The organism is Okeania sp. SIO2F4 (genome assembly GCF_010672385.1).
Taxonomy (GTDB): Bacteria; Cyanobacteriota; Cyanobacteriia; order Cyanobacteriales; family Microcoleaceae; genus Trichodesmium.
The window spans coordinates 1-6,129 of the sequence record NZ_JAAHGT010000584.1 but is presented as its reverse complement, the minus strand read 5'-3'; the positions used below and the strand labels follow the sequence as shown (position 1 = coordinate 6,129).

Annotated in this window: 6 protein-coding genes and 1 pseudogene; 3 read left to right on the top strand and 4 right to left on the bottom strand. The window is 36.8% G+C overall.

Features of this window, described 5'->3' with window-relative positions:
* Positions 1–1,361, top strand: a 1,361-nt coding sequence (locus tag F6K22_RS28045) for an EF-hand domain-containing protein (protein WP_293105683.1), incomplete at its 5' end; no start/stop codon positions are given.
* Positions 1,362–2,106: 745 nt separating this feature from the next.
* On the top strand, positions 2,107–2,568 hold the full coding sequence (locus tag F6K22_RS28040) for a hypothetical protein (protein ID WP_293105680.1): 462 nt from the start codon (positions 2,107–2,109) through the stop codon (positions 2,566–2,568).
* A 660-nt stretch (positions 2,569–3,228) separates the two neighbouring features.
* Here F6K22_RS28040 and F6K22_RS42535 read toward each other — a convergent pair.
* Both F6K22_RS42535 and F6K22_RS28035 read right to left on the bottom strand, forming a co-directional pair.
* On the bottom strand, positions 3,229–3,516 hold the full coding sequence (locus tag F6K22_RS42535; RefSeq protein WP_363274599.1) for a TauD/TfdA family dioxygenase: 288 nt from the start codon (positions 3,514–3,516) through the stop codon (positions 3,229–3,231).
* A 72-nt stretch (positions 3,517–3,588) separates the two neighbouring features.
* Complete coding sequence (locus F6K22_RS28035; protein ID WP_293105685.1) at positions 3,589–4,071, bottom strand: TauD/TfdA family dioxygenase; 483 nt, start codon at positions 4,069–4,071, stop codon at positions 3,589–3,591.
* Here F6K22_RS28035 and F6K22_RS28030 point away from each other — a divergent pair.
* Positions 3,977–4,183 (top strand): hypothetical protein, encoded by a 207-nt coding sequence (locus tag F6K22_RS28030; RefSeq protein ID WP_293105678.1) that lies wholly within the window; start codon positions 3,977–3,979, stop codon positions 4,181–4,183. The genes F6K22_RS28035 and F6K22_RS28030 overlap by 95 nt on opposite strands.
* Positions 4,184–4,339: 156 nt before the next feature.
* Here F6K22_RS28030 and F6K22_RS28025 read toward each other — a convergent pair whose 3' ends face one another.
* Positions 4,340–5,656 (bottom strand): MmgE/PrpD family protein, encoded by a 1,317-nt coding sequence (locus tag F6K22_RS28025; RefSeq protein WP_293105675.1) that lies wholly within the window; start codon positions 5,654–5,656, stop codon positions 4,340–4,342.
* 16 nt (positions 5,657–5,672) lie between these two features.
* Positions 5,673–6,129 (bottom strand): annotated as a pseudogene (locus F6K22_RS28020) (hypothetical protein); the annotation flags it as partial.

Here is a 6,129-nt window from a genome sequence, read left to right as displayed (position 1 = left end):
ACCCGCAGCAGCAAATGCTCTACTACGGCTATGTTGGCATTACAATTGGGTATTTTTTCTATTACTATCTTTATGCGGGTGCCTGGGATTATTATTTATCGGGGGCTTGGGCTCACGAAGAAAACCAACTGGCGAATCTACTCAAACCAGGGTTTTATTTCTTAGATCAAGCTGTAGACATCCCTAAAATTCTAGCAGTACCCATAACTCTTGGTCTATTTACCTTTGGCGCTATAGGCATTGGTAGTGCCTTGGAAAATATGTACAAAGCCTATCACCATCGCTATCACCAATGGAGTGACCCCTTAATCATTCGACATCGAATGTTTACTTTGTGTACGTTTTTCATTTTCAACTTCTTCTTTATTTTTGGAGGACACAATTTTATTCAGTTGTTGCCATCACCCTTGCCTACTGTTTTTAGGGTTTTAATGGCAGTATTTAGTAGCTTGTGGCTTTATAGAACTTGGCGGCGCAGTCCTAGTCGTTATCAACGGGAAAGTCTTGCCAATCGATTACGAAACCAGCTCAAAAAGTTGCATTTGGATTGTGCGAAGTTTTTGGAGGGGCGAACTATTGACGATCTTAGTGCGGATGAAGTCTATGTTCTCGCTAAAGTTCTGCCTGATTTTTCCCAAGAAAAACGTCTGCAAACTTACAAAGCGATGCTGCGAGATGCCATTGATGAGGGTTATGTAAACCCCGCTGATACTCTGGAAAGCTTCAAGCAAATGCGCCAAGAACTGGGTATTTCTGATGGAGATCATGATACCATCTTAACGGAACTAGGCCAACAATATCCAGAGCTATTCGATCCTCGTAAGCCGCACAATAGAGAAAACTCTCTGCGGTTAGAGAGCTATCGAGAAACTCTCCTGGAAATTATCTTACATTCTGGGAAAACTCACCCAGATAGAAACTGGGTTGCTGACTTGATGAAAGCATTCTCGGAGGAAACATCCAATGAAGTGTTAGAAGACCTTTTGAAGAATTTATCCCCAGAAGATCGCAACCTAGTTCAAGAACTTCGCCAAGAATATAGCATTACTAAAGACGACGAAGCAGATGCTCTTAAACACACTGACTCCTATGAGTTGTGGAAGACGATCGCTGAAAGTATTGGTTTCGTAGAACACATTATTTCTGTAGAAGAAAAGGAACTCTACAGAGTTTTCCAATATATTGATACAGATAGGTCAGGATATATAAGTTTAGATGAGTTACAAACTTATATTCGTAGTATCGATACCGATATTAATGATGTTCAAATTGAGAATATGATGAAAACTGCAGACACAAGTGGTGACGATCTAATCAGTTACGAGGAGTTTCAAGCAGTATTTAAATCCTTGAAATCTTAGGCCAAAATTGATTAGTTTCTAATTCCATAAATTAAGATACTTAGGAATTATATCAAATCCGGTTAAACAGTTATATATTGCTTAAGTTTTTAGCAGTCAACCCACCCCTAATATTAAATCCGGATAATTAGTTACTGTAAGTCTGAAGCGACTCGAACATAGTGCAAGGAAGTAATCCCAAGGTTTTAGAGATTGCTTCCTTTGAGTCACAATGACAATTGTTCAACCGGATTTTATATCACTCCTGCCAGAACAGAAATATTAACAACCTCACGGGGTGACAAGCGCCTCAAAAGTATTGTGGGGTAAGGGTTTAAAAGATATAATCCCTTTGACAAATTAAATGTTTTTCTCATAATAATCATCATTCTCATAAAGAGTGAGCGATCGCGAACCCAAACCCAAACCTCCTTTTTTAGTTAATTTTTATGTCAATATAGATACTAGCCATCAACCATATTTTATGCTAAAAAAAAGTCTGTCCACTAACGCAAATAGACCGACCCCAATGGATTTTTTTTTCATTATATGAGTCATATTTTAAACAATATTTGATCGATACTCAAGTCCAAACTTTGAAAATTTTAGTTTGGCTAATTACTGTCCAGAAAACTGTAAAAATAGAAAGGCATTTCTGCTTGTTTTCCTTTACCTATTAAATATGAAAGCCGTCGCCGTCATATTCAAAGATTTTTAACATCCTGCATCTTTAAGTTTACCCTTGTTTTGGTTCCCGATCATCAAGATGCTTATTGACAAAGAATTTGCTGATGGTAGTCGGTTAATTCTAACTATAGATAGAACACAATGGAAAGAGAAGAATATATTTTTAATAGGGGTGATATACAAAAAACGAGCCTTACCTATTTATTGGCAAATTTTAGAGAAAAAGGGTAGCAGTAATTTAGGAGAACAGAAGGCAATTATTAAGCCTGTTTTACGTTTATTAAAAAAATATGAATTAGTAGTTATTGGAGACCGTGAATTCCACGGTGTTGAATTATCACACTGGCTCAAAAATAAAAAATCACCTGAAAAAATTTACTTTGTTTTCCGACAAAAACAGAATACTTACTATAGAAAACCTGGTAAAAACTATGAAAAACTTAGTTCTTTGCCGAGGATATATCCCGGAACAAAATTTTTTTTAAGCCATATTAATATTACTCAAAATAAAGGTTTCGGAAGATTTAATCTAGCAGCATAGCGGACATGATATCACTCGACCAAGCAATGGCTGAAGCTGTAAATTTCATTACTGAAGATGATGCCTTCGGTTGGTTCAACCACTTTGGTCTATTTACCTGAAAATTGCTGTAATTGAGTTGCGTAATTTACTCCTATTTCCTCTAGAATAATATGAGGGGCAATAGATGAAGTTCTTGGATGCCAATAAAGTAAATATTTTTCCATAAAGCTTTTGTTATTATATACTTCTACTTGTGTTTAAATTAGTTTCTTTCATTAGACATCTGTTCAATAATTAACAATTAATAATTAATAATTACCTCTTCTTAAAAACGGATAGGATTGGTTAAAAAGGAAATTTTTTCTTCTCTTGGTCGATTGGAGGCAAGCGTTTGCGCTTCGCAAAGCTTCACTTTACATGTTGCGGAGCAAAACGCGTAGCGTCCCGGAGGGAACGGAAACCTCGCCATCCCATCCTGACGGAATGCTGCGCTTTCCGACCGCTTTTTCTCCTTGGTCATGAGAGGGTTTAAACCTTTATTTTTAGGAAAAAATCAAAAATAAAATCAATTATCGTACAGAAATTATCAGTTATTTCCCCCTCCATACCTATTCCCTATTCCCTCTTTTCTGGAGATGTCTATTTAATGGTTGTAATTAAATTCGTCTGCAACTCTCTTTATTTCAATATACTCACAAACATTTGACGTGGTCTTTCAAAAGACATCCTTCCATGTTGGACTAAGAGATTATCTAAGATTAATACATCTCCTTTTTGCCATTGAATTGAAACAGCACTTAGCCATATTTTTTGGCGGATATGAGCTATTAAATCAAGAGAAAGCTCTGTGCCATCTCCTAATTGACAGTGAAAGGGATAAAGATGAAGCTCAAGTTTACTATCAATAAAATCAGGATGGTAATAAAAATAAGATGCGTGATGGGAATGGGGTTGATTAAACCAGATTTATTCACCAGTTTTTGGGTGTTTAACTATTGGTGATAATACCTGAGAATAAGTTAAATTATCATTTTCGTCTCAATTAAAATCATAGTTATGCTCATTCATAAATTTGATCGCAACTTCCTTATCATTTGTCAAAAATGAATCTTGCCAAGAAGTATAACCACCAAAACGACGATCTTGCAAAAATCGTATATATTTAATTTCTGTTTCTTGAAGTTTCTGTTTGATTTCGGGGTCGAGAAGTTTAGCATACTCTCGCACATCAACAATAACCCCCTCTCCGCCTTTAGGTGCTGGTGTTTGAGCAAAAAACAAGATTTTAGATGGATAGTTTCTTGTATAAGCCATTTCATTATGAGGTTCTAGACTTACACTAGATAATTCATTACTAGCTGTGGACACATTTCCTGAGACCACATTACGAATTCCCATTCCAGAAGTATAATCCATGGGTTCATAATTGAAACTATCTATAAAGTGGCTAAAATCATCTGCTGAACTAAGGGGTAGTCCACGGACAAGAATAGCTCCATACTTATGCAAAACCTCTTCAATCCAAAATTCTGTTTCTTTTACCCATTCTTTTATAGAAATATTTTTAGCAGAAGAATTAGATATTGGTTGTAAAACTAAAGGAAATGTTTCTGTCGGATTTTTGGAAATATGAGATGGTATGGATGGATGGATGATCTGAACCCGGAAGAAAGGAACGATTTGACAATTTTACGGGGACTTTAGGGGATTTAAGTGCGGTAGATGAAACTAAATTTTTCATGTTTATTTTGATTTCCTTTATTAAAGATAATTCTAGATTATTCTTGTCTCAAGAAGGTTGATTCATCAATTCCAGCAGACTGCTTACATTTGATAAACTTATGCAATTCCAAACCATTTCCTCCAAATCAGTTGCTCGTTTTTCTGACAACTCACCTTTGGTTAAAGCTCGAAACTTTTCTTTTAATTCTTCATCCGTGGGTGGCTCAGTTGATGCCCATTTTTCCTCAATATCACCAGAATCATAAGTCATTCCACTGTATGTTTTGATAATTACCCTGGCAAATCGCTGATTGGGATAAATACTGGTAAATTTTTCTTCTTCAATAGTCTCTATACAATCATACAAATGAGCAACAATATCACTTTTAAATGCGGCTTCAAATGTTGTTGCTCTGCCTAATTCACCATAAACGAGTATAGCCGCCACTGCAAATTTAAGATTAAATTGAGCTTCCTCGGTATTTTTGGGCATAGGCATATTTCTTTCCTTGGTTGCCACTGCAAAGGAATGAACTTTGATAGACGTAATACTTTTAAAATCTTCTTTCAGATGATCTCTAAGTACTAATGCCGCATCCATACCTGCTTGCATCCACCGACAAACGGTATAAGGTTTGTAATAAGATTTAGATAATTGCCAATGTTGTCCTAAATCATCCCAAATATCGGCTACTTCTTTTTCCTCGATATTGAAAGTGGGCGCTCCTGTAAAACCTTGTCTAGCTAACAATGCAGAGGTAACCCCTTCCATTGCTGCCCAACCAGCACCAGTTCTCACCATAGTGGGATAACCAACGGTTTTGGGAATGGGTGCAACAGGCGCTACATATTCAGCTATACCAAGAGCGTGTTCCGTTTCAGAGGGACTCAATGATAACAGACGAGATGCGATCGCCGCACTACCTATAATATTCCAAGTACAAGCGGTATGAGCTTTACTACTATCTCTCTTATTTAAAGCTATTCCTGCTCTGAAAGCTATTTCAAAGCCCATAATCCATGATGTCAAAAGTTCCTTTCCTGTAGCATTGGGGGTAACTGTAGTTAATAAAGTAGCTAATAAAGTAGCCCCAGCTGTACCCCTAGCGAGGGGATGTCCTCCATAAATACCCATAGCATCGGTAGTCATCCCATTAGCAAATACTGCCGCAGGTAGAGATACTTCCCTACCATCAAGCCATAAAAACCCGCCTTTACCACCATAAGTCGCCACTACATATTCATTCACAATGTGGGAAAGTTTGGTGTTGTGACCAATTATTGCCGCTCCCAAAGTATCAATTAAGCTACGAATTCCTTCTCGTTGGATTGCTTCTGGAATATCTTCCAACTTAAGTTGATGAATAAAATTGATTACTTGCATTTTTAATGTCAGAGATTTAAACAGTAACTTCTTGTGGTTGTAAAATTTCTTCTATTGTCTTGTAACGTTTCCAAGGCAATTGTTGTAAAAAATCGATTGTTGTATTCCCATAACGTTCTAACAGAGGGGCTACCCATAATCCTGAAAGATTTTTACTACCTGCGAGGTATTGTAAATATCTTTGTTCAGGTAAAACAGGAACTTGGAGTATATGGAAAAGAGATTTGAGATGTTCATATTGATATAACTTCTCATTGTGAAAATGTTCCACAATAGCTAAAGCTTGATCAATTTTAGTATTACCTGCACCTAAACCATAGCCATTAATAGAACCATCAATTATAGTACATCCTGCTGCCATCGCTGCATGAGAGTTAGCAGAAGCCAAACCTAACATATCATGAGCATGAAAACCTAATACCCCATCCCATTCTTGACGTGCAGACTTGATAAAAGAAAAAACTTCATCGGGA

Coding starts and splice junctions, on each gene's coding strand:
- F6K22_RS28040 (WP_293105680.1), top strand. CDS start 2,107: ATGCTTATTGACAAAGAATTTGCTGATGGTAGTCGGTTAATTCTAACT.
- F6K22_RS28025 (WP_293105675.1), bottom strand. CDS start 5,656: ATGCAAGTAATCAATTTTATTCATCAACTTAAGTTGGAAGATATTCCA.